Genomic DNA, 18,759 nt, shown 5'->3' with positions numbered 1-18,759 from the left:
GAGCTGGGTGAATTTCATCGCTTTGATGGTAAAACCAGCAGCGATAATGTCGGTAAGGATAGCCCCTATATAGCCTTTTTCAACGGCATCGGGCTTAATCATTGTAAGGGTTCTGTTTGTAGTCATTGTATGTTGTTTTATTAGTTTCAGCCACAAAGGTACAAAAATTTTTTCAAAAAAACTTGCTATGTAATAAAAAAGTAGTACATTTGCAGCGGCAAGTCCTACACGACCAGCTCCTGAAAAATCCTCCAGGGTGGGAACACAGCAAAGGTATTCGGTTGTAGCGGTGCGATGTAGGTAGCTTGCCACTTTTTTTGTAATTTGTCGATTTGACAATTTGCTAATTTTGATATTTGCAAATTAGCTCGTACGCTTCTTGTACTTGTTTGAATTTTTCTTCAGCGCCTTTTTTGATGGCAGCATCTTCAGTAATCACTCTATCGGGGTGATATTTTTTTGCCATATTTCTATAGGCTTGTTTTACTTCCTCAGCAGTGGCATTGGGCTGTAATCCTAAGATAGCGTAGGCTTTTGCTAAGGCATTGGGCGTGGTGTTATGAGGGTTGTTATTATCGTTTTGGCTACTGCCAAACATTGCCTTGATACTCTCAAAATCACTGTTTTCAATAGCAAAATGATAAGCAATTTCTCGTATTTGTCGAACTTCTTCCTCACTTATCACCCCATCCGATTCGGCAATACCAAATAAGAAATACAAGATTTGCAATCGGGTTTCGTAGGTAGTACGCACTCGCACATAGATGGCTACACGTGTGGCATCTATTGCTCTGTTCTTTATGAGCTCGTTGAAACTTCGAAAGACCTCATTAGCGCGTTCCTTTCCATATAAGCGCACGAATTGCAAGCGCACAAAATCGAGTTCAGTTTGCGTAACGCGACCGTTGGCTTTGATAACGAGAGAGCAGAGGGAGAGGAGGTTGAGTTCGAAAGTTGCGGGAGAGATATGGGGGCGAAATAGATTGTCAAAACCCTTTGTAGTATTGGGTAGATTAGCTAATCGTTGGAAGAGAAGGAAGCATAGGATACCTATGAGGATGATAAAGAAAGTCATTTGTTTATGTTACAAAGGTTTTTGTTTGTTACTTCTGAAGTAAATAATTCTGATAAGATTTTCCTCTTCTAAGACTTGATAATACATAACAAATTTTCCATTTAGAAAATTACGCTTATATAATATATATTGAGCTAAAAAGTATGGGGATAGACTAATTTCTTCTTCTAATTTATAAAGGGCATCATCTATTTTATCAGAGTGAGATTTATTGTGATTATCTCAATAATTAAGATTTTCAAGATAACTCAATTCAGCTTGTGTAGACCATTTTATTTTCATACTTCCTTTCTCTTGCTTTTCTGTGAATGTCAGCACTATCTTACAAGCATTCCCATTTCAGCTTGTTGTTTTGAAATTTCAACAAGGTGTAAATCTTCTTCTGATAAATCATCAGAAAAATCATAATACATATCAGGATGATTGATAATTCCAAAGTTTAAATTTAGCAAGGCAGCTTTAGCGCTCTCTAATGAAATTCCTTTAGGAGGTTTTATGATAAGTGTATTTTTCCATATCATAAGTGTTATTTTTTGCAAAGATACAAAACAATTGATAATTAGCAATTTCTTCTTATAGAAAACATCGTTAATGTATTCTACTAAATTATTTATGATAGAGGTAATCCTATTTTTGAGGCAAAATTTTAATAACGGAGTTTTTTCTCTTTAACTCCTAAGTATGAATAAGTAACGAAAATTGTTAATAACTTTGTTGATAACTATTTTAATTTTGTTGATAACCTATTACTTTATTCTGTACCTTTGCACCAGCAACTAAGAAAAAATCACTTCCCCTTTTTAGGGAATTTATAAAAAGCAATATTATACAATGTACTATATATGAGAGGTTTATATAAATCCCTCAGCACTCTTTTTCACCTGAACGAAATAATAATAAATAAAAAATTATGAGTAAATTCACTAAGCTTACAGCAGAACAGCTTCAAACAAAGCGTAATTTCATCGAAAATTACCTACAATCTCACAATGCCGCTACTGGGTCTCTCTTCGATGCCAATGCCAATGTGGCACATAAAAACATCGCTACAATGGAGGCAGAACTCAATAAAGATATCAATATCCAAGTGAACCGTTCGCTCGTGTCTCACAAAATCGAACAGCTCTTTGGTAAAGAATTAGCCGATGAGTATATCCGTCAGATTGAAGAACACGAAATCTACGTGCACGACGAAACGAGCCTCAAACCTTATTGTGTGAGCGTTTCGATGTATCCTTTGCTCTTGGACGGACTTGTAAAACTCGGTGGTGAAAGCAAAGCTCCGCAACACTTGGCTAGCTATTGCGGGTCGTTCGTGAACTTCCTCTTTTCCGTTTCCTCTCAGTTTGCAGGAGCGGTAGCAACGGTAGAGTTCCTAATGTACTTCGACCATTTTGCGCGTAAAGACTATGGCGACGATTATCTCAATACCCACCGTGAAGTGATAGAAAACGAACTGCAACACGTAGTATACGCTATCAATCAGCCAGCAGCAGCACGTGGCTATCAGTCAGTATTTTGGAACATATCGCTGTATGACCGCCCTTATTTCGATTCGATGTTCGGTACATTCGTTTACCCCGATGGTAGCAAACCTTCTTATGAGTCTTTAGACAAGCTCCAACAGTTCTTTATGCATTGGTTCAACATCGAGCGTACCAAAGCGATACTCACTTTCCCTGTGGTAACCGCAGCAATGCTCACTAAGGACAAACACGTGTACGACGAGCATTTTGCGCGCTTCTGTGCCAAAGAGCTCAGCGAAGGGAATGCCTTCTTTATCTATCAATCAGACAATGCCGACTCCTTGGCAAGTTGCTGTCGTTTGCGCAATGAAATTTCCGATAACACCTTTAGTTATTCACTTGGGGCAGGAGGTGTTTCTACCGGTAGTATTAATGTGATAACTATTAATATGAATCGCCTTTACCAAAAACACTTGTCGTTGGAACGCACCTTAGATAATATCCATAAATACCAAGTAGCTTATCGTGCTATTGTTCAGGATTACAAAGATGCGGGTATGTTACCAGTGTACGATGCGGGCTTCATCTCGCTTGATAAACAATTCCTCACTATCGGTATCAACGGAATGGTGGAAGCTGCCGAGTATTTAGGCATTCGCATTTCCGACAATCCTGACTATAAGGCATTCATCAACAAAAACCTCAAACTAATTTACGACAAAAATAAGGAAGCTAAAGCTAAATACGGCTTTATGTTCAATACCGAGTTTGTACCTGCCGAGAATTTAGGTGTGAAGAATGCTGCTTGGGACAAAGCCGATGGCTTGCAAGTGCCACGTGATTGCTACAATTCGTATTTCTACATTGTGGAAGATAGCTCTCAAAACCTTATCGATAAGTTCTATTTACACGGAAACGACTATATACAGTACTTAGACGGCGGTTCGGCTTATCACTGCAATCTCGAAGAATACACCACTGCTGAAGGTTTTTATAAGTTGCTAAATGTAGCCGCTAAAACGGGTTGTAACTACTTCTGCTTTAATATATGTGTAACCGTTTGCAACGATTGTGGCTATATCGATAAACACACACACGACCACTGCACCCATTGTGGTTCTGAAAATATCGACCACGCGACACGGGTGATAGGCTATCTCAAACGCATTACTAATTTCTCTAAAGACCGACAAAAAGAAGCTAAAATACGTTACTATGGGAACGCTACGGTATAGCAGTTACGATATAGTCCTCCAAGAAGTACCCAACGAGATATCCCTGTGTTTTACCATCACAGGGTGTCCGTTAGGCTGCGAGGGTTGCCATTCCGAATATATTTGGGACGGTAGCAAAGGCTGTGCGCTTACTAATGAAGGTTTGGAACAACTGCTTAGCAAGTATGAAGATATGATAAGCTGTGTGCTGTTTATGGGAGGCGAGTGGCAGGTAGAGACCCTGCTCTCGCTTATCTTCCAAGTGAAGTGCAAACGGCTGAAAACGGCACTCTATACAGGACTCAACCTCAAGCAAGTACAGCGCAAATACCCTGAGTTGTTAGGGTGTTTAGACTACATCAAAACCGGCAAGTGGTTACCTAAACTCGGAGGCTTAGACAGCCCCACCACCAATCAAGAGTTTTTAAACCTACAAACCGGAGAGGTGATGAATAAGCTGTTTTATAAAAAAGGTAAAAGATAAAAATAGTTGCCTGTTAAGGGAAAATACTTCATAAATTCCTTTCCTAATTTCTTTTGGTTCTTGATATAATGTGGGGGCACATCTAAGGTGTCGTTTTGGTATATATCAGAAAAAGAAACGTGGATCGCTTTTTCATTCTGAGCAAGTCCTGTGATATACAAATTGATACTATTGGCAACAGAAGCAGTGGGTATGTTTTCAAATTCAATGCTTGTAGTATCAATAGGAGTATCAGTGTTTTCTGGGTCTTGACTATATTGGATAATTTGAGATTCTGGGCTATATTCTTTTATACTATCAGATACATAAATTTCGCCTATAGTAGAGGTTGATTTATTTTTACAGCCGTCGCAACTACTAACAGTAGCTAATAGCAAAAGGGAAAGGGGAATGTATTTCATATATTGGAGAGGTTGAAAATGCAAAAATAGTAAAAATTCTTCATTGTCAATTGTTCATTATCAATTAATTTGTATCTTTGCCATACCAATTGGCAAATCAATGAAAATAGCAATCTATATCCGACAATATTCTACCGAAAATGAAGCTATACTGCGCGAACTCTTCTCTCACCTCTTGCCCGATGACGAGGTATTTATTGAATGTGAAATCCTTAAAGAACTGAATATCCGCTCTCACCAATTCCTCAAAGCTAAACCCTTTAGCTCATTTGCCGACCTCGATAATTCGTACGAGGTAATGCTCACCATTGGGGGCGACGGTACCCTGCTGAAAGGTATTACTTATCTCCGCAATTTACAAATACCTATTTTAGGTATCAATTCAGGGCGTTTAGGTTTTTTAGCAAATGCTCATAAAGACGACTTGCAAAACGTTTTTCTGCAATTGCGCGACAAAACTTACGAAGTGGTGGAACGCTCGGTGATAGAAGCTGTCTATGCCGATAGTGGCGATCCGGTAGACCCTATAAATTTCGCCCTCAACGAAATTACCGTTACACGAAAAAATACAGCCTCAATGATTACTATCGATACTGAGTTAAACGGTGACTTCCTCTCATCGTATTGGGCTGACGGACTTATCATTTCTACCCCTACAGGCTCTACAGGCTACTCGCTGAGCTGCGGCGGCCCCGTAATTTTACCTACAGCTAAAAACTTTGTCATTACCCCCATCGCACCGCATAACCTCAATATGCGGCCGCTCATCATCCCCGAAGATACTGAAATTAAACTCACTATCTCAGGACGGGAAAAGAAATTCCTTTTATCGTTAGATTCTCATATCAAATCGGTAGACAAAAAGCACTCTATTATTGTACGCAAAGCACCTTTTGTAGTGAAAATGATACGATTAGACGGCGATAGTTTTATCAATACACTAAGATACAAACTACTCTGGGGTGAAGACAGAAGAAACAAATAACTTAATACCCCCTAACCCCTGATACCTGACCCCTATCCCCTAAAAACTTGTTTATAACTATTACTTAAAAAATGATAAATAAATTTGCTTCTCTCGCTTTTCTGTATATACGAATCCAAGTCTAAAATAAGCAAATTTATTTTTTAGAAAATTATCAACAGTGATACAACAGTTATCCACAATTGCTCTTTTAAAAAATTATCCACAAAATGCAGTTAAATAATCGTTGGACAGTTATCAACAGTTTTGCCTAAAATATTCATTTTAAAATCCGTAAATCGTTTTTTATTGTTAATAACTAATCATAAATCACATCAACTGAAAAAAGCAAATTTTTAAGCCTATTTTTTTACCTCCTATTCACACCCTCATAATAATAACCTTCTTTTTTTAAAAAAATATTTTTTTCAGTTTATAATTTAGAGATTGTTGATAACTCAAAAATGATTATCTTTGCATTTAGTCACATTGCTGTGTGGCTCACATCTAAAAAAGAAATTACTATGAAAAAAACAAATAAAACTCAAAAACAAGGAAAATCAGGAAAATCTAAAAAGAATAAGAGTTTAGCTAAGCGCAACAAGCAAGAGCTTATCAAAGCGATTTTCTCGGTGTTACAAGAACACCCCGAAGAGGGGTTCAACTACAAGCAAATCGCTGCCAAACTCCACATTACCGATGCACCACGTCGTGATATGCTGGTGAAACAACTCGTACAACTGAAAGAAAAAAAACGCATCGTAGAAATCGACCGTGGGAAGTATCAAGCTATCCCTATGCAACACTACTATGTAGGTACGCTCGATGTGAGTGCGCGCGGCAATGGTTATGTAATAGTTGATGGTTTAGACAACGACATTTTTGTAGCACAGAATTTTCTAAATAAAGCCCTCCACGGCGATTTGGTGGAAGTGTATGTATTTCCGCGTTTTAGAAATCGCAATAAGATGGAAGGAGAAATCAGTAAGGTATTAGAACGCAACAAAGTGCGCTTTGTAGGTACTGTGCAAATGCACAAAAACTTTGCCTTTGTCGTCCCTACCGATGCTCGTATGTATACTGATTTCTTTGTGTTGAAAGACAAACTCAATGGTGCTCAAGATGGCGACCGTGTGATTGTGCGCATAGAAGATTGGAAAGACAAAAGCGATTCGCCTATGGGGGTAGTGGAACAGATACTCGGTAAACCAGGGGAGCAAACTACCGAAATGCACTCTATCTTAGCCGAATACGGTCTGCCGTACACCTATCCAGAAGAGGTAGAAGCCTTTGCTAAAAAGTTAGACCTTTCCATTACTGATGAAGAGATTGCCCGCCGTCGTGATATGCGTGAAACCCTCACTTTCACTATCGACCCTCGTGATGCAAAAGACTTTGATGATGCACTGTCGTTCAAACTTTTGGAGAATGGTAACTACGAAATTGGCGTACACATTGCCGATGTATCACACTACGTGAAAGAAGGCACTATATTAGACGAGGAAGCATATAACCGCGCTACTTCTGTGTATTTGGTAGATAGGGTAGTGCCAATGTTGCCCGAAATACTCTGTAACTTTGCTTGTTCACTCCGTCCCGATGAAGATAAATACACCTTTTCCGCAGTGTTTGAGATGAATAAGAAAGCCGAAGTGGTAGATATTTGGATAGGACGCACTGTAACACACTCGTCATTTAGGTTTGCTTACGAAGAAGCACAATCAGTAATAGAGCAAGCCAAAGTAGGGGAGGAGTACACCATTCCTGCCGAAACTTCCATTACCGATAAAGAGCGCTCAGTACCTGCTAATGTGGTAGAGGCTATTCTCACACTCAATATCTTAGCCGAAAAACTTCGCGGTAAGCGTATGCGTTTAGGAGCTATTACTTTTGATAAAGTAGAAGTTAAATTTGACCTCGATGAAAACGGCAACCCTACAGGGGTATATTTCAAAGAAAGCAAGGAAGCCAACAAGCTGATTGAAGAGTTTATGCTCTTGGCTAACAGAAAGGTAGCTGAGTATGTAGCCAAAATGAAAAAGACCTTCGTATACCGCGTACACGATGAACCCGATGCCGATAAACTACAACAGTTCAATACAGTTATTAACCGATTTGGCTATAGTTTGGATTTGAAAAACCGCCAAACCACTACCGATTCGCTTAATAATCTCTTAGAAGAAGTAAAAGGTAAGAAAGAACAAAACTTAGTTGATACCTTGGCAATACGTTCAATGGCAAAAGCTACTTATACTACCAAAAACATAGGGCACTACGGTTTAGCATTCGATTATTATACCCATTTCACTTCACCTATACGCCGTTATCCCGATGTGATGGTGCACCGTCTTTTGCAACTCTATTTAGATGGCGCTCCTTCACAACCCGAAGCCGAATATGAAGCTAAATGCAAACACTCGTCACAAATGGAGAGTGTAGCAGCCTCAGCTGAGCGTGATTCTATCAAATATATGCAGGTGAAATATATGGAAGCCCATAAGAATCAGCAGTTTGCAGGAGTGATTTCGGGCGTAACCGAATGGGGTATTTATGTAGAGATTACGATCAATAAATGCGAAGGATTGGTACGCGCTCGCGACATCAAAGACGATTATTACACTTTCGACGAACAACAATACGCCTTGGTAGGACAAGCCACTGGCAAAACCTATCAACTTGGCGATGAAGTAATGATACGTGTGAAAAACACCGACCTAATGAAAAAGCAATTAGAATTTGAACTCATAAGTGAATAGTGAGTCGTAGCACGATAAGCAGTTTTTGCGTCGCTACACTTTGTCAAAGTCCTAAGACTTTGACAAAGTTAATTACACTGATAATCAATTACTTTTAGAATATGTTCTGTAGGAAAGCCAGCGATAGCTGGGTATGTGCTGCAGACGCCCTTACAAATTGCGCCATATATTTTGGCAAACTTGAAAGTTACAATATATTTGGAAATTATATGAAAATGATGTACTTTTGCCTCAACTAATCCTAATATCTATGCCTATGACTGATATTGATATTCTTTCCTTTGGAGATATATTTTGTTGTTTTTTCTTCTATAAACAAAATATAGTGAGAATTTTTCTTTAAAAATAACTTCCCCTAACTGAGCTACGGGTTACTGTCTTCATAAAAAAAACGTGCAAAAGAAAGATTTAATAAATTAAAAATTGAATTAGTATGAAAGAAATGATGAAATTTTCGTTGTTTATGCTATGTTTTATAGTAGCGTTAGTGTCTTGTTCTAAGGATAAAAATCAAAATTCATTGCAAGATCTGCAAAATAAGTCAATGACTTATAAGGAGTTCTTTGAAACTGTATCAGAGAAATCAGTAGACTTTGTTCCAAATGAGAAAGTATTACTTGTCTCATACAAATTAAATAAAGAAGATAATACCGTTACTTTCTTGTCAAGTATCATTGCTGAATCAAGCTGGGGTGTAGGTTTTGATGTGGCTGGTAAGTATGAAAAACAACAACTTTCTCACAATCAAAAAGATAATTATACCGTATTATATGCAAATAATGATGGTGAGAATTTAGAGAAAACTTGTAATGGAGTTAGTAATTTTAAGCAATTGCTTTTTAATTATTATACTGAGGGTATCAATAATTATTTAGTTTATGTTCCTGATGTAAGAGCTTTTTATCTTTCTAAAGATCTTGATGAATTGGTTGATTTGAAAGATGAAGAAACTCTAAAAAAAGTAAGTGAAATTATCAAATCATAGTTAATAATTATCACAATACCAATAGAGTAGGGGAGAGGTACTAAAAACTTCTCCCTTATTTTTTGTGATTCAGCAGTTTTTTAGTACTTTTGTGCAATTAATCAAATTTTAGGTAGAAATAGATGTTTGCGGATGTATTGCTTGCATTACCTTTAGGCTTGTTGTTAGCTTTTACCATAGGTCCTGTCTTCTTTGTATTGCTGGAAACAGCTATTACCAAAGGATTTAGGGCAGCTATTGCTTTCAATTCGGGGGTAGTATTAGCCGATGCTATCTTCATTCTCATTGTCTATTTCACTACCAGCAGTCTGTTGCGCGAAATTAAGGACGACCCTAAACTCTTCTTTGCCGGCGGACTCATAATGGTAGCTTACGGACTTATCTCGTTCATCAAACTGAAAAAAGACTTCAAGAAAACAATGGACAATAAGGAGAATGCGCACTTACAAGTAGCTGAAAAAGTGAACTATGTAGCCCTCTTTATCAAAGGTTTTCTACTGAATTTCATCAACATAGGGGTTTTAGGTTTTTGGTTAGGAATTATCATCGTTTTTGGTCCTAAACTCGATATGAATGCCAGTAGAATATTTGTATTTTTCACTTCTATTATTTTAGTATACTTTGGTATAGATATCGTTAAAATTCTCATTGCCAAGAAACTTAAAAACCGACTTACCGCTTTTCATATCTACAAAATCAAACGCGCGATTAGCATTATATTGTTAGTCTTTGGATTTTTCCTAATACTCCAAGCATTCTTTCCTAACGTATTACAATTAACTAATTAGCTATCAATAAAAAAACTTTGTCAAAGTCTTAAAAACCTTGACAAAGTCTATTTTCTATTGCCTATGGCCTAATGCCTGTGGCCTTGTTACTTCTTACCTGATTTATATTGATTGTTCAAATATTCAGTAACTTCTTTAGTAATATCTTTGTTATCAGCACCATAGAGTACGCTGCCACCGTCGTTAGCACCAAGGATAAAGGTATAGCCTTTTTGTTTGCCATATTCTTTAATGTTTTTCTTCACTTTGCTAAGTAGAGAATCCATTTGAGTTTGGCTTTCCAATTGCAATCTTTCTTCTTCTTGTTGCAAGTGTTGTTGCAATATCTGACTCTTTTGCATCAACTCATTGTATTTTTTCTGAGCCACGTTTTGAGGAAGGGTTTTAGCCTGAGCGTCGAAAGCGCGTGCTTCAGTTTGGAACGCTACAGAAATACTATCGCGTTTTTTCTTATAGGCATCAACTTCAGTTTTCAATTTAGCCTCGATGTCTTTTTTCTCTTGGTACTCATTTAAGAGTTTGCTGTTATCCACGAAAGCCACCTTATCGGTGCAGGCAGTAAGAGTGAGGATTGCTACGCCTGTTAAGATGAGTTTTTTCATTTTCTATAATGTTTAATTCAATTCAGGTCGCAAAAATAAGAAAGTTTTGTGTGTAAATGAAATATTTTTTAATTTTGTCAAAAAATTTTATTTTTATGACTGCAGATACTGTATATTTAGAGTTAGAGGCAACAACTCCAGAAAAAATTGAAAATATTAAAAATATACTAAAAAGTATAGGAGTGAATGTATTAAATATATTCAAAACTGGACAACTTGAAGAACAAATGATATCTCAATTTACTATTGATGAATTTTGGTCTGAAATAGAAGAAGGTTATAAAGAAATTGAGAGAGGTGAGTATCTTACTCAAAAACAATTGGATAGAGAAGTTGAAAAGTTATGGAAATAATTTGGTCAAAAGGAGCTATACGTTCATTGAATGCTACTTTAAAGTATTGGATAAAGCACAATAAAAGTGATGCTTATTCTAAAAAATTATATAAGATGGTATCTGATGAACTTTCTAATCTTTCAGAGAAAATAGAGAGTAAAGTGTTAGTACCTTTTTTTGAACCTGATAAGATACTTATAGATAAAAAATATAGTATTTTTTACAAAGTAAATTGGGAAAATAATGAACTATTAATTGTTCGATTTTGGGATAATCGTCGCAATCCTGCTAACTTAAAATTAAAAATCAAGGAACTATAACTCCCTGATTATTTAATATCTACAAAAAACGTACAAAAATATTTGTTAAAATATTTGCGTATATGATTAATTTGTAGTAATTATGCACTGTAATTTTAGTTTATAAAAAGCGTTAGCTTATATTTCTATACTAAGGAAATCTGGTAAATTTTCAAAAACAGTAGTAGAATAAATAAGCGAGAACGCTCACGCTGATATAGCGTGGGCTTTTCTTTTATTTATATAACTGTTTGGCTTACCAGAGGCTCCTTAGAATATAAATAAAGGTTAAAAGTCCTCGCTTTTTTTTGTTTTTTATAATCTTCATTTTCAGGACTTAATGAAATAATTTTTATTTAACAAACCGTAATGGAAAACAAAAAGAAAAATGTAGCGTGGGCGATATTTCGTACTGCTACGCAATTGGTAGCTGTTTTAGCTGTAATTTTATTTACTTTTTCTGCCTGTGGCAAAGACAAAGATGACGACAAGATAAATCCTAAAGATCTTGTGGGTCATTGGTATGTTACTGAAACTACTTTTGAAGGTCAAAATGTTTTTAGAAGCTGTTTTAGTGGTGATAAAGTAGACCTTACTGAATCACTATTCAGAAGAAATGTTCGTGTATCTGATACTGGAAATTGTGTATCTGAAACTATTGAGGGTGCTTACACTATTTCAGGAAATAAAATTATAATGAAGTTAAGTAATGGAACTGAAAAGACTTATGGTATTTCTGTTTCAGGTAATAAACTTACTGTTACTGCTGATACTGGTGTAGGTAATTTTGTTCTTGTTTATGAAAGACGCTAATTAGTAGCATTACTATCATACTAAAAAATCCCAAACAGTAATGTTTGGGATTTTTTATTTCTCGTCATTCGTCATTCGTCATTCGTCTCTCATTGTTCCACGTGAAACCTCTATAGACTTTGTTAAAGTGTAGCGACTCCCTCCTGACCCCCTGAAACCTGTTTCCTGAAACCTATCTCCTAAGAATAATCATTTTCTATTTTAAAATAAAAATCTATAAAAATACTTTATTAAAACCGACTTTATTACAGCCGTTTTTAAGCGTTATTTTTAAAAAGTGATATACTTAGTTATTGATAGGGGAGAAGTATCGTAAAAACTCCTTATTTGAAGTTTTTGCTATTTTTAGCTTCAAAAATATTAAAAATAGGTAAGTCTTACCTCTTATCTCTTACTTCTTACCTAAAATGTAAATTTGTGATGAGTATTCTCCTTTGAGCCAACCGTAGTAGTTAGAACGGAGTCCGTTAAGGAATCCTTTGAGAAATGATTTCTTACCGGTTTTGTATTGTTCAGAAAGCATACTCACATAAAAAGCATCAAAGAGCATAGGGTGGGTAGAGAGGAGCTCAAAACCTTTTTTAGCAAAAAGTTGCTCGATACTCTTTTTGGAAAAATGCCATAAGTGTCGGGGTACATCGTAAGCAGCCCAATGTTCTTTATAATGCTGAGCATCCCAGGAGTGATAGTTGGGCACTGCTATTACAGCAATACCGTTTTCTTTTAGTAAGTTGCTGATAATCTGTATTTCTTGTGCTACATCGGGTACGTGTTCTAGTACGTGCCACATTGTAATTACATCAAAAGAGTGGGGGAGGAGTTTGCTAAAATCGGCTTGTAGCAATAAGCCTTTTTCTTCTGCTTTGGCACGTGCTTTCTCGCTAGGCTCAATGCCTATAGCCTCCCAATGAGCGTATTTTTTGCTACTCAACACAAAGTCACCTGTGCCAGCACCTATATCGAGGAGGTGTATATTTTCTTTTTTGTATTGCTTGATGAGTGCAATTTTATGCTTTAGGTTATAGCTTTTCACCCATTGGTAGAGTCTATCAAATAGGGTTTTATTACTATCGGTATGTGAGATATACGCTTCACTTTCGTAGTATTTACCCAGCTCATCAGGAACGGGATTTGTTCTGTAAAGTTCTAATACTGAATCATATACAAGAGTAAAATCCTCTTGTGATACACTGTAATCTTTAATTGTCATCAGGTGTGAGCCACACGGGCAATTCAATTGTTAATTATTAATTATTAATTGTTAATTGAAGAAATGTTCCACGTGGAACATTTCTTACCTTTTACTTCTTATCTCTTACCTCTAAGAAAGGCGTATAGTTTTCGTGTTTTCAGGTAGTTGAGGTTATCATCGTTTTCGTAGGCTTCGCGTTCAAAGATGATATTGCGATAGGCACGATATTTATCTTTATACTTTAGGTATTTAATTCCGAAATCTATGAGATACCATATATAGAAAAAAATCACTAAGAGTTCGCGTTGTTGAGCGAGGTGTATGCGTTCGTGATTGATAAACTGAGGGTCTTCTAATAGTCGCGGATTATTTGTAAATACAAAGGGGTAGAGGGTAATTCCTGCGAAGCCTTTGGGTACGAAAAATTTATTTACGATAAAACGTTTCATTTAGGTAAGAGATAAGAGTTAAGATGGTGCAAAGGTAATAAATTAATTAACAATTCGCAATTGTGAATTGTTAATTGAAAAATGTTCCACGTGGAACATTATATAAACATTCTCTTTTTCGACTTGTCCCCCTTCGGGGGTTCGGGGGCTATTCTCGAGTAATTTCAAACTCACTTTTCCAGCTTGTTCCTCTTCAGAAAAGTCAGCGAGTGTTTACAGCTGGGTATGTGCAGGGCTATCCCTAATTAAAAAATTCAGGATATTTTATGATTTGAGATTTATTCTTTTATTGCTTGTATTTTTATTCTTTTATCCTTATTTTTGTCGGCAAATTTTAACCATAAAAACAATATTAGTATGAAAAAACATTCTATTTTGGTAAGCTTCTTTGCTTTTATGACCCTTGGTACTTTTGTACAAGCACAGGAAAAAGAATCACATCATTACCTCTCTTTGGAAGATGTAGCAAGTAGTTTAGAACTCCTGCCCCCTCCTCCTGCTGTGAATAGTATTCTTTTCTTGAATGATGAGGCTCAATACCGCTGGGGTAAAATGCAACGCCCTACACCCCGCGGTGACCAAGCTGTGAGTGATGCGCGCCTCTATGGCGATGGAGTAGCCAAATCGTTTTCGGAGGCTTTTGGGATGACAATTTCTAAAGAAGGAACTCCAGAAATTTACAAGCTCATCAGTCATTTTCGTGAAGATGCTGGCGATTATGCTACCCGTAGTGCTAAAGAACACTATATGCGTATGCGTCCGTTTACCTTCTATAATGAAGATACTTGCAATACCGAACAACAACAAGGACTCTCTACTAATGGTTCTTATCCTTCAGGACATACGGCTATTGGTTGGGCTACTGCCTTAGTATTAGCTGAAATCAACGTAGAGCGCCAGAACGAAATCCTTAAACGCGGTTATGAAATCGGACAGAGTAGAGTGATTTGTGGTTATCACTTTCAAAGTGATGTAGATGCAGGCAGACTTGTTGCTAGTGCCGTAGTTGCTCGCTTGCACGCCAATAAAGAGTTTATGAACCAACTCAATAAAGCAAAAGCAGAATTTGCTAAACTTTCAGGACGCTCAGGTAATAGTCGATAGGTTTCAGGGGTTAGATACTAATAAAATAAATCAAGACTTTAAGAAATGATATATTGTTTTATTAGAAGTTACAGTGAGAATTGCTTTTGAGGCTTATTTCCTTTCGGGGGTTCGGGGCTATATTTACAAAATACTTAACTCAACTTTTGATGGCTATTAATAACTAATAATATGAAAAAAATGTTTTTTCTGTGTCTGTTTCCTTCATTGGGAATAGCACAAATTGTCAACCCTCCCATTACTCGTGCTGATAAGGAGCTGAAAGGGGAGGTGAAAATGATGGTAGAACGCACGTATGATGTGTATCGCGGCGACCTGAAACAAAAACGCCTTGCTACCGAAAATCGTTATGTGTTTGACAAAGCGGGATACGCTACGGATTCTGAACAGCGTTATAGTGGTAACAGCTTGCGGTATCAGTATACGTATGATGCTGCACAACATCCTTTAGAGGTAATTATTACCAAAACGGCTCACGGTGGTTCGCTCGTTTCTACGGGTAAATATGAGTATGACGCTCAAGGGAAATTGCTTTCTTATCGTATGCTAATGCAGGGGAGTGCATCGCCTACGCAGGTGTATACTTTTAGCAAGTGGGATAGTAATGGCAATCCCGTTGAAGGTCTTTTGCAAACGGATAAAGAGAAAGCTAAGGTGTGGCAGGAGTTCAATAAGCACAACCAGCGCACTTTGCTCAAGATGGTTACCGAGGGCGATACCTCTTCCGAAATACGCATAGAAGTGCGTTACGACCGTGAGGGTAGGGTAGTAGAGCGCAGTATTGCTGAGGGTAACACTCCCCCACAAGTATTGCGTTATACGTATGACAAAAAGGGTATCCCAACGGGTACAAACAACCAGCAGTTTAAGCATACCTTCGACAAGAAAGGTAATTGGATTACCCGTACTATCTTTGTGAATGGGACTATCGTAGGATATGTGGAGAGAGAAATTACCAATTAGTGCGAGATTTGTTTATGAAAAATATTATCTTTATCATAGTATTTACCATACATTTTGGTCTGTTGGCGCAAAATGAATATTCGTGTGCTGAGATGCACCTTAAAGGGAAGGTGAAAAGCATTGCTGAAACTACTCAGTATGCGTATCCTCCTCAAAAATTAGCTACTATGAAAATGCAAAGCCCTATCCCTACGCTTTATTCTTTTAACCAAAGAGGAGATCTCACTGAGAAAAGTATAGGAGCGGATATCAAGTATGTGTATCAATATGATCGTTATCAACACTATTTATCGGGTGGTAAAAAGTATGTCTATTCTGATAAAATAAAGGCAGATATAATGTTTATACGCGTTAAAAATGGGGCTTTTTGGGAAGAACTTACTTTTTATAAAAAGATGACAGAGAAATTAAGAATAGATTATTTATCACCTGTTCACTGTAAAATATTCCATACCATTGGCGGAAAAGTGATTGATGAGAAAGAGATTTACTACCAAAAACCTTATTCGTATACGTATAGCAAAATTGATTACATACTTCGAGATGGGAAAAAGGAAGTCTATACTTATAACGACCAAGGCGAGGTAGCGACGATTATTTTCTACGACGAAAATGGTGAAGTGAGTAATAGCTACCGTTATGATTATGTGTATGATGCGCAAGGCAATTGGGTAGAGAAGAAGCAAACTTTTCAGACTCCTATACCAGATAAATACCCTGAAATTGTACATAGGGAAATTACTTATTACAACTAATATAAAATCTTATGATGAGGTATCTTTTTTTGATTTTAGTACTAATATTGCCTATAAGTTTACACGGACAAAGCGTCTATACAGCTAAAAGTATGTCGCTTAAAGGGAAGGTGAAAACGGTGGTAGAAGATGAAAGTTATCCACCATTTTACATTCCTGCTACTTACTTTTTTGATACACAAGGAAGATTGCTTAGCTATACTTTGAAAGGATTGTATACTATTCAATTTGAATATGATAGTTCTGATTATCCCACCAAAGCGGTAGTAATTTCTCACGATGGTATAAAAAGACGTATGACTTTTGAGACAGATGCTACTCATAGTTTTTGGAAGGAAATAATGCGAGAGAAAGGTAAATTGACAGAAGAAAAAGAATACCAATTTGTTTCACCTACTAAAACAATCTATATATACAGAAATCATCCTGTTGAAGTGGTTTCTTCAACAGCTTATCACTATACTGATAGCACACAAACAAGAATAAGTTACACTATTGATGAGCGCAACAACCAGAAGGAAGTGTATACTTACAATGTCAATGGTGATAAGGTAACAATGAAGAAGTACGACCTTACTAGTAACAAATGTTTGGGAAGTTATCGATATGTTTATCAATATGATGATAAAGGCAATTGGAATCAATCTACTGAATATGAAGTAAATACTACTTATCCTATCTATGTTACACATAGGGAAATAACTTATTACGACTAATATATAATCTTATGATGAAGTATCTTTTTTTTATTTTTATGTTTATAGAAACAATTCATTTGCAGGCACAAAAGGAATATACAACCGCAAGATTAGACCTTAAAGGGAAAGTAAAATCGGTTACAGAAGTGGGTCTTCAAAAGTATCCTCCTGAATTGTCGACAACTAAAATGATAGTAGTAGTACCTATCACTTACCGTTTTGACCTAAAGGGAAATCTTGTGGAAAAGAATATTGGGCACGATATTGTATACTGTTATGAATATGATGCGCACAATCACTTAAAAGGCTGTAAAAGAATTAGTTATCCTGATAAGGGAATTAGTTATCCTGATAAGGGAGAAGAAACGGCTATCAGCTTTTTATATGATAAAGCAGGTACTTATTTGGTAGAAAAAGTTGGCGAATCTGAAAGTACAACCTATCGGTATTTTGGTACTCATACTCAAATATCGTGTACTGTGAAAGGGCATACCACAATAGAAAATGACATCTATTACAAAAATAACGGACAGATAGATTATACACTTCAAGGCGATATAAAGAGTGTTTATCATTGTGACAATAAAGGTCAAATAACTGATATAGAGGAATATAACTTAAAAGGAACTAAACTTTTACACTATCATTACAAATATACTTATGATGATAAAGGCAATTGGATAGAGCGAGAAGAAATCTTTGAAAAACCAGTACCAAAAGATAGATTTCCTAATATTGTACGCAGAGAAATAACTTATTACGACTAAATATTAAAAACTATGAGTATGATTATGAATTTGCTCCGCATCTCTAAGCAGGAGCTTGAAAACTACATTCAAACGCCTTCTCTTTTTGAAGAGAAATTGGATGTATTGTATGAATCAGAAGACAATGATGATGCTTTTTTGGATATCGATAAAGCGTGGAGCGGTATTTTATATCTGCTTACTGGAAAGGCATTTGCCTCTGGAAGTCCTGAGGATGAAGTAGATAGCCTAAATCGTATCTTTTTCAGTGCGCAATTCTTTGATGAAGATATGGATGTAGGCTACGGACCTGCTCATTACCTTACTCCTGAGCAAGTAGCGGGTATTCATCGCAAAATAGCTTCACTTACAGAAGCTGATTTAAAAGCGCGTTACGATACTGAGGCAATGAATGAAGAGGAGGAATTATACCCTTCATTAGAGTGGAATGAGGAAGATTTTGAGTATTTGTATTCTCATTTTCAAGCACTTCAATCTTTTTTTGCTACGGCAGCCAGTAGGGGAGAGGCGATAGTTACTTTCCTGAGTTAGAGGAAAATATTGAGCTTTCTAAAAAGTCTCAAAATTGCTTTTGCATCATAAGCTTTGCCAAAGGTGCTATCCGCAGAACCAAGAAACTTTGGCAAAGTTGATTACTCTGATTATCAAT

General features: G+C 36.7%; 22 protein-coding genes and 1 other RNA gene. 16 read left to right on the top strand and 7 right to left on the bottom strand.

Features of this window, described 5'->3' with window-relative positions:
• On the bottom strand, positions 1-126 hold a 126-nt coding region (locus HMPREF9073_RS16245; RefSeq protein WP_232212894.1), incomplete at its 3' end, for a nucleoside-diphosphate kinase.
• Positions 127-215: 89 nt separating this feature from the next.
• Here HMPREF9073_RS16245 and ffs point away from each other — a divergent pair.
• Positions 216-314: signal recognition particle sRNA small type (gene ffs / locus HMPREF9073_RS15460), an RNA gene on the top strand.
• Positions 315-343: 29 nt separating this feature from the next.
• Here the strand turns inward: ffs and HMPREF9073_RS05810 are convergent.
• A complete protein-coding gene (locus HMPREF9073_RS05810; RefSeq protein WP_009413078.1) occupies positions 344-1,075 on the bottom strand; it encodes a TerB family tellurite resistance protein in 732 nt (243 codons plus the stop codon).
• 317 nt (positions 1,076-1,392) lie between these two features.
• Positions 1,393-1,596 (bottom strand): hypothetical protein, encoded by a 204-nt coding sequence (locus tag HMPREF9073_RS05805; protein ID WP_009413077.1) that lies wholly within the window; start codon positions 1,594-1,596, stop codon positions 1,393-1,395.
• Between the two features lie 389 nt (positions 1,597-1,985).
• Between HMPREF9073_RS05805 and nrdD the strand changes: the two genes are divergently transcribed.
• Together nrdD and nrdG are read left to right on the top strand one after the other, a co-directional pair.
• Positions 1,986-3,776: an anaerobic ribonucleoside-triphosphate reductase gene (gene nrdD / locus HMPREF9073_RS05800; protein WP_009413076.1), complete on the top strand. Its 1,791-nt coding sequence runs from the start codon at positions 1,986-1,988 to the stop codon at positions 3,774-3,776.
• A complete protein-coding gene (nrdG, locus tag HMPREF9073_RS05795; protein WP_009413075.1) occupies positions 3,757-4,239 on the top strand; it encodes an anaerobic ribonucleoside-triphosphate reductase activating protein in 483 nt (160 codons plus the stop codon). Before nrdD ends, nrdG begins: the two co-directional genes overlap by 20 nt.
• On the opposite strand, the gene HMPREF9073_RS05790 is transcribed toward nrdG, so the two are convergent.
• Positions 4,218-4,640: a hypothetical protein gene (locus tag HMPREF9073_RS05790; protein WP_009413074.1), complete on the bottom strand. Its 423-nt coding sequence runs from the start codon at positions 4,638-4,640 to the stop codon at positions 4,218-4,220. The two genes, nrdG and HMPREF9073_RS05790, sit on opposite strands and share 22 nt — an antisense overlap.
• A gap of 100 nt (positions 4,641-4,740) precedes the next feature.
• On the opposite strand from HMPREF9073_RS05790, the gene HMPREF9073_RS05785 reads away from it, so the two are divergent.
• The 4 genes from HMPREF9073_RS05785 (at position 4,741) to HMPREF9073_RS05770 (ending at position 10,133) form a co-directional block, all read left to right on the top strand.
• Entirely contained in the window at positions 4,741-5,625 is an 885-nt protein-coding gene (locus HMPREF9073_RS05785) for an NAD kinase (protein WP_009413073.1), read from the top strand.
• 503 nt (positions 5,626-6,128) lie between these two features.
• Entirely contained in the window at positions 6,129-8,360 is a 2,232-nt protein-coding gene (gene rnr / locus HMPREF9073_RS05780; protein ID WP_034555515.1) for a ribonuclease R, read from the top strand.
• A 433-nt stretch (positions 8,361-8,793) separates the two neighbouring features.
• Positions 8,794-9,345 carry a hypothetical protein gene (locus tag HMPREF9073_RS05775; protein WP_009413070.1) on the top strand — a complete coding sequence of 184 codons (552 nt, stop codon included), beginning with the start codon at positions 8,794-8,796 and terminating at the stop codon, positions 9,343-9,345.
• Between the two features lie 122 nt (positions 9,346-9,467).
• Positions 9,468-10,133, top strand: coding sequence for a LysE family translocator (locus tag HMPREF9073_RS05770; protein WP_009413069.1), 666 nt, complete (start codon positions 9,468-9,470; stop codon positions 10,131-10,133).
• A gap of 86 nt (positions 10,134-10,219) precedes the next feature.
• Here the strand turns inward: HMPREF9073_RS05770 and HMPREF9073_RS05765 are convergent, their stop codons facing one another.
• Positions 10,220-10,735, bottom strand: coding sequence for an OmpH family outer membrane protein (locus tag HMPREF9073_RS05765; RefSeq protein WP_009413068.1), 516 nt, complete (start codon positions 10,733-10,735; stop codon positions 10,220-10,222).
• Between the two features lie 95 nt (positions 10,736-10,830).
• Between HMPREF9073_RS05765 and HMPREF9073_RS05760 the strand changes: the two genes are divergently transcribed.
• The 3 genes from HMPREF9073_RS05760 to HMPREF9073_RS05750 all read left to right on the top strand — a co-directional run bounded on the left by HMPREF9073_RS05760 (position 10,831) and on the right by HMPREF9073_RS05750 (position 12,182).
• A complete protein-coding gene (locus HMPREF9073_RS05760) occupies positions 10,831-11,088 on the top strand; it encodes a hypothetical protein (RefSeq protein ID WP_034555501.1) in 258 nt (85 codons plus the stop codon).
• The gene (locus HMPREF9073_RS05755) at positions 11,079-11,390 is read left to right on the top strand and encodes a type II toxin-antitoxin system RelE/ParE family toxin (RefSeq protein WP_009413066.1); all 312 of its coding nucleotides are present in this window, start codon (positions 11,079-11,081) and stop codon (positions 11,388-11,390) included. Before HMPREF9073_RS05760 ends, HMPREF9073_RS05755 begins: the two co-directional genes overlap by 10 nt.
• Before the next feature lie 348 nt (positions 11,391-11,738).
• Positions 11,739-12,182 (top strand): lipocalin family protein, encoded by a 444-nt coding sequence (locus HMPREF9073_RS05750; protein WP_009413065.1) that lies wholly within the window; start codon positions 11,739-11,741, stop codon positions 12,180-12,182.
• A 391-nt stretch (positions 12,183-12,573) separates the two neighbouring features.
• Here HMPREF9073_RS05750 and HMPREF9073_RS05745 read toward each other — a convergent pair whose 3' ends face one another.
• The gene (locus HMPREF9073_RS05745; RefSeq protein WP_009413064.1) at positions 12,574-13,392 is read right to left on the bottom strand and encodes a class I SAM-dependent methyltransferase; all 819 of its coding nucleotides are present in this window, start codon (positions 13,390-13,392) and stop codon (positions 12,574-12,576) included.
• A gap of 98 nt (positions 13,393-13,490) precedes the next feature.
• Positions 13,491-13,823, bottom strand: a complete 333-nt coding sequence (locus HMPREF9073_RS05740; RefSeq protein ID WP_009413063.1) for a hypothetical protein — start codon at positions 13,821-13,823, stop codon at positions 13,491-13,493.
• A gap of 357 nt (positions 13,824-14,180) precedes the next feature.
• On the opposite strand from HMPREF9073_RS05740, the gene HMPREF9073_RS05735 reads away from it, so the two are divergent.
• From HMPREF9073_RS05735 to HMPREF9073_RS05710, 6 genes are all read left to right on the top strand, one after another.
• Positions 14,181-14,927, top strand: coding sequence for a phosphatase PAP2 family protein (locus tag HMPREF9073_RS05735; RefSeq protein ID WP_009413061.1), 747 nt, complete (start codon positions 14,181-14,183; stop codon positions 14,925-14,927).
• Positions 14,928-15,098: 171 nt separating this feature from the next.
• Complete coding sequence (locus HMPREF9073_RS05730; RefSeq protein ID WP_009413060.1) at positions 15,099-15,890, top strand: hypothetical protein; 792 nt, start codon at positions 15,099-15,101, stop codon at positions 15,888-15,890.
• A 14-nt stretch (positions 15,891-15,904) separates the two neighbouring features.
• The gene (locus HMPREF9073_RS05725) at positions 15,905-16,645 is read left to right on the top strand and encodes a hypothetical protein (RefSeq protein ID WP_034555500.1); all 741 of its coding nucleotides are present in this window, start codon (positions 15,905-15,907) and stop codon (positions 16,643-16,645) included.
• Positions 16,646-16,692: 47 nt separating this feature from the next.
• The gene (locus tag HMPREF9073_RS05720; RefSeq protein WP_157453497.1) at positions 16,693-17,361 is read left to right on the top strand and encodes a hypothetical protein; all 669 of its coding nucleotides are present in this window, start codon (positions 16,693-16,695) and stop codon (positions 17,359-17,361) included.
• An 11-nt stretch (positions 17,362-17,372) separates the two neighbouring features.
• The gene (locus HMPREF9073_RS05715) at positions 17,373-18,110 is read left to right on the top strand and encodes a hypothetical protein (RefSeq protein ID WP_009413057.1); all 738 of its coding nucleotides are present in this window, start codon (positions 17,373-17,375) and stop codon (positions 18,108-18,110) included.
• Between the two features lie 12 nt (positions 18,111-18,122).
• Positions 18,123-18,641 (top strand): YfbM family protein, encoded by a 519-nt coding sequence (locus HMPREF9073_RS05710; protein ID WP_009413056.1) that lies wholly within the window; start codon positions 18,123-18,125, stop codon positions 18,639-18,641.
• Positions 18,642-18,759 lie beyond the last annotated feature (118 nt).

The sequence above is a fragment of the Capnocytophaga sp. oral taxon 326 str. F0382 genome (assembly GCF_000318295.1).
GTDB lineage: Bacteria > Bacteroidota > Bacteroidia > Flavobacteriales > Flavobacteriaceae > Capnocytophaga > Capnocytophaga periodontitidis.
Note: the sequence above shows the minus strand (reverse complement) of the source record. Positions and strands in the feature narration are given on the sequence as shown.

Bases quoted from the DNA above. Each gene is read 5' to 3' on its own strand.
- HMPREF9073_RS05790 (WP_009413074.1), bottom strand. From the start codon at position 4,640: ATGAAATACATTCCCCTTTCCCTTTTGCTATTAGCTACTGTTAGTAGT.
- HMPREF9073_RS05810 (WP_009413078.1), bottom strand. From the start codon at position 1,075: ATGACTTTCTTTATCATCCTCATAGGTATCCTATGCTTCCTTCTCTTC.
- nrdD (WP_009413076.1), top strand. From the start codon at position 1,986: ATGAGTAAATTCACTAAGCTTACAGCAGAACAGCTTCAAACAAAGCGT.
- HMPREF9073_RS05755 (WP_009413066.1), top strand. From the start codon at position 11,079: ATGGAAATAATTTGGTCAAAAGGAGCTATACGTTCATTGAATGCTACT.
- HMPREF9073_RS05745 (WP_009413064.1), bottom strand. From the start codon at position 13,392: ATGACAATTAAAGATTACAGTGTATCACAAGAGGATTTTACTCTTGTA.
- HMPREF9073_RS05735 (WP_009413061.1), top strand. From the start codon at position 14,181: ATGAAAAAACATTCTATTTTGGTAAGCTTCTTTGCTTTTATGACCCTT.
- HMPREF9073_RS05760 (WP_034555501.1), top strand. From the start codon at position 10,831: ATGACTGCAGATACTGTATATTTAGAGTTAGAGGCAACAACTCCAGAA.
- HMPREF9073_RS05725 (WP_034555500.1), top strand. From the start codon at position 15,905: ATGAAAAATATTATCTTTATCATAGTATTTACCATACATTTTGGTCTG.
- rnr (WP_034555515.1), top strand. From the start codon at position 6,129: ATGAAAAAAACAAATAAAACTCAAAAACAAGGAAAATCAGGAAAATCT.
- HMPREF9073_RS05765 (WP_009413068.1), bottom strand. From the start codon at position 10,735: ATGAAAAAACTCATCTTAACAGGCGTAGCAATCCTCACTCTTACTGCC.
- nrdG (WP_009413075.1), top strand. From the start codon at position 3,757: ATGGGAACGCTACGGTATAGCAGTTACGATATAGTCCTCCAAGAAGTA.
- HMPREF9073_RS05775 (WP_009413070.1), top strand. From the start codon at position 8,794: ATGAAAGAAATGATGAAATTTTCGTTGTTTATGCTATGTTTTATAGTA.
- HMPREF9073_RS05805 (WP_009413077.1), bottom strand. From the start codon at position 1,596: ATGATATGGAAAAATACACTTATCATAAAACCTCCTAAAGGAATTTCA.
- HMPREF9073_RS05750 (WP_009413065.1), top strand. From the start codon at position 11,739: ATGGAAAACAAAAAGAAAAATGTAGCGTGGGCGATATTTCGTACTGCT.
- HMPREF9073_RS05710 (WP_009413056.1), top strand. From the start codon at position 18,123: ATGAGTATGATTATGAATTTGCTCCGCATCTCTAAGCAGGAGCTTGAA.
- HMPREF9073_RS05730 (WP_009413060.1), top strand. From the start codon at position 15,099: ATGAAAAAAATGTTTTTTCTGTGTCTGTTTCCTTCATTGGGAATAGCA.
- HMPREF9073_RS05715 (WP_009413057.1), top strand. From the start codon at position 17,373: ATGATGAAGTATCTTTTTTTTATTTTTATGTTTATAGAAACAATTCAT.
- HMPREF9073_RS05770 (WP_009413069.1), top strand. From the start codon at position 9,468: ATGTTTGCGGATGTATTGCTTGCATTACCTTTAGGCTTGTTGTTAGCT.
- HMPREF9073_RS05785 (WP_009413073.1), top strand. From the start codon at position 4,741: ATGAAAATAGCAATCTATATCCGACAATATTCTACCGAAAATGAAGCT.
- HMPREF9073_RS05740 (WP_009413063.1), bottom strand. From the start codon at position 13,823: ATGAAACGTTTTATCGTAAATAAATTTTTCGTACCCAAAGGCTTCGCA.